General features: G+C 73.8%; 3 protein-coding genes and 1 pseudogene. 2 read left to right on the top strand and 2 right to left on the bottom strand.

Features of this window, described 5'->3' with window-relative positions; translation table 11 throughout:
* Positions 1-91: 91 nt before the first annotated feature.
* Both FNH04_RS44330 and FNH04_RS44325 read right to left on the bottom strand, forming a co-directional pair.
* Complete coding sequence (locus FNH04_RS44330) at positions 92-808, bottom strand: ABC transporter ATP-binding protein (protein ID WP_152791888.1); 717 nt, start codon at positions 806-808, stop codon at positions 92-94.
* A complete protein-coding gene (locus FNH04_RS44325) occupies positions 805-1,338 on the bottom strand; it encodes a PadR family transcriptional regulator (RefSeq protein ID WP_152791890.1) in 534 nt (177 codons plus the stop codon). The genes FNH04_RS44330 and FNH04_RS44325 overlap by 4 nt, the downstream gene beginning before the upstream one ends.
* 467 nt (positions 1,339-1,805) lie before the next feature.
* Between FNH04_RS44325 and FNH04_RS44320 the strand changes: the two genes are divergently transcribed.
* Together FNH04_RS44320 and FNH04_RS44315 are read left to right on the top strand one after the other, a co-directional pair.
* Complete coding sequence (locus tag FNH04_RS44320; protein ID WP_322725644.1) at positions 1,806-2,054, top strand: hypothetical protein; 249 nt, start codon at positions 1,806-1,808, stop codon at positions 2,052-2,054.
* Positions 2,055-2,741, top strand: a pseudogene (locus FNH04_RS44315) (4-alpha-glucanotransferase); the annotation flags it as partial.

Genomic DNA, 2,741 nt, shown 5'->3' with positions numbered 1-2,741 from the left:
GTCAGGGCCACCCGCCACCACTCCCGCCGGTCGGACCCCTGCGTGAGCAGCCAGGCCAGACGCAGATCGGGCCCAAGGGACCTCAGGAACCTCATGCCGTCACCCCCAGCGGGACCACCGCACCGTCGCGCAACTGCACCTCGCGGTCCGCGTACGCCGCCACCTGCGCGTCATGCGTGATCAGCAGCACCGCCGTACCGGACTCCCGGGCCGTGTGGACCAGCGCCGACATCACCTGCTCGCCGGCCAGCGAGTCCAGCGCCCCCGTCGGCTCGTCCGCGAAGACGACCTTCGGGCCGGTCACCAGGGCCCGCGCCAGCGACACCCGCTGCGCCTGCCCGCCGCTCATCTCGCCGGGCCGCAGCTCCTCCTGACCGAGCACGCCGAACCGCTCCAGCCACTCGCCCGCCCGGGCCCGGGCCTCCCCCCGCGAGGCCCCGGCCAGCAGCAGCGGCAGCGCGACGTTGTCCACGGCCGTCAGCTCGGGGATCAGCTGCCCGAACTGGAAGACCACCCCGAAGTCCGTACGGCGCAGCTCGCTGAGCCGCTTCTCGGGGAGCCGGTCGAGGCGTACGTCGCCGTAGACCACGGAGCCCTCGTCCGGCCGGACGATCCCCGCCAGGCAGTGCAGCAGCGTCGACTTGCCGCTGCCGCTCGCGCCCGTGACGGCGAGGATCTCCCCGTGGTGCAGCTCCACCGAGGCGCCGTGCAGCGCCCGGGTGGGGCCGTGGGCCTTGGCCAGACCACGGGCCGCCAGGAGCGGCACCGTGCTGTCCGGGCTCTCCGGTATCTCGCTGCTGTCGGTCATGACGCGTCGACCTCCGCGGTCAGAGTGATCAGCCGGGCCGCGGTGGTGGTCATCCAGCGCAGATCGGCGTCGAGGTGGTTGAGGGCGTAGTCCGCCGAGAGCACGGTCGCGAGGTCGGAACCCACGGCGGTCTTCACCGCCGTGAGCTCCCGCATCCGTCGCATGTGCGCGGCGCGCTGCTCCCGCAGATAGCCGGCCGGGTCGCCCCCGGCGAGGATCGAGACGACGACCTTGGCGAAGATCTCGTTCGTCACGAAGGGCGCGGGCGGGGCGATCTCGGCCGCCCACTCGGCCAGCTCGCGCGACCCCTCGTCCGTCGAGCGGTACATCGTCCGCTCCGGACCGCCGTCCGAGTCGGTCCCGTCGACCTCGGCCAGTCCGTCGCGGACCAGCCGCTGGAGTGTCGTGTAGACCTGCCCGTAGGCCAGCGGCCGGGCCTGCGGAAAACGTTCGTCGTGCCGTCGCTTGAGGTCATAGCCATGGCTGGGTCCCCCGGCGAGCAGCCCCAACAGGATGTGGCGGGTGCTCATGCGGATCACTCTACACTCGATATATGTAGCGAGTGAATAGTGGCTCTCGTGCGCCGTCCGGGCCCGTTTCGGGGAGGGGTCCAGCACGCCCTCACCGACCCTCACCCGGCCCGCGCCGAGCGCGGCGCGCAGCCGGCCCGGCTTCCGGTACGCCGCCCGGGCCGCCCCGGCGTCGTCGTCGGCCCGGGCGTCCAGCAGGGTGATCGCCGTCTCGCCCGCCTCGCCGTACCGGGACAACCGCTCGGCCCAGGGCGCCACTTCGGCCGCGAGCCCGGCCCGGGCGGCCGGGCTGTCGACGCGCGGAGCCGATGTGTCAGAATCGCCCGCGACAATTCGCTCGGTGACGGGATCGATACGGAGCGTGTGTGACCAAAACCACGATGTCCACCTTGATACGTCTGCGGCGGCGGCCACTGGGTAGGGCTGCCGTAACCCGTTCAGTGCCGTACGACGACAAGGAGACCATCGTGGCCGCACGACTTCCGCTTCCCGCCCTCTCCAAACCCACGGCGGAGCTGTCCGCCGACCCCGAGCCCCGCGTCTGCGTGTTCAGCGCGGAGGGCTCCTGCGCCGAGCCCCCGCTCACGAGTGAGCCCCCGCTGCCGGACGCCGAGCCCCTCACCAGCGAGCCTCCCCTCGCCGACGCCGCACCCCTGACCAGCGAACCCACGCCCACCGGCGCCGCCTTCACCGGTTTCGATCCCATGGGGGTCTAGATGCCACAACCGGCCGACCCGGCGGCGGAACCGAGCCCCGCCGAGGACGCTGACTCCTCCGAGGGCGCTGACTCCTCCGAGGGCGCCGCGGGCTCCGCGAGTTCCGCGAGCTCATCGCAAGGCTCCGGGAGCGCCGCGAGTGGGACGCCGCTGTCCCGGCTCGCCGCGCTGCACGGGGTCGCCACCTCCTACAGCCCGTCCCCGGACCGTACGGTCCCGGCCTCGGACGCCGCGATCGTCGCGGCCCTCACCGCGCTGGACGTCGACGCCGGCACCCCGGAGTCCGTCCACGCGGCCCTCGCCGCCCGGGAACGGGAGCTACGGGAGCGGCTGTTGCCGCCGACCCTGGTCTGCTGGGGCGGACGGGCCCCCGCCGAACTGGCCGGACTCCCCGAGGGCACCCGCCTGCGCATCGAGACCGAACAGGGCGAACTCCGCGCCGCCGCCGAGCAGTTGCCCCCCGGTGTGCACGCGCTGCGCGCCACCGCCCCCGACGGCCGTACCGCCGACGCCCACCTCGTGGTGGCCCCGTCCCGGCTGCCCGCGCCGCCCGGACGCGCGTACGGACTCCTCGTCCAGCTCTACTCCCTGCTCTCCCGCCGCAGCTGGGGCATGGGCGACCTCGGCGACCTGGCCGAGCTGACCGCCTGGGCGGGGCGTGCGCTCGGCGCCGGATTCGTCCAGGTC

It is taken from the genome of Streptomyces phyllanthi, from assembly GCF_009377205.1.
In the GTDB taxonomy this organism is placed as follows: Bacteria; Actinomycetota; Actinomycetes; order Streptomycetales; family Streptomycetaceae; genus Streptomyces; species Streptomyces phyllanthi.
Note: the sequence above shows the minus strand (reverse complement) of the source record. Positions and strands in the feature narration are given on the sequence as shown.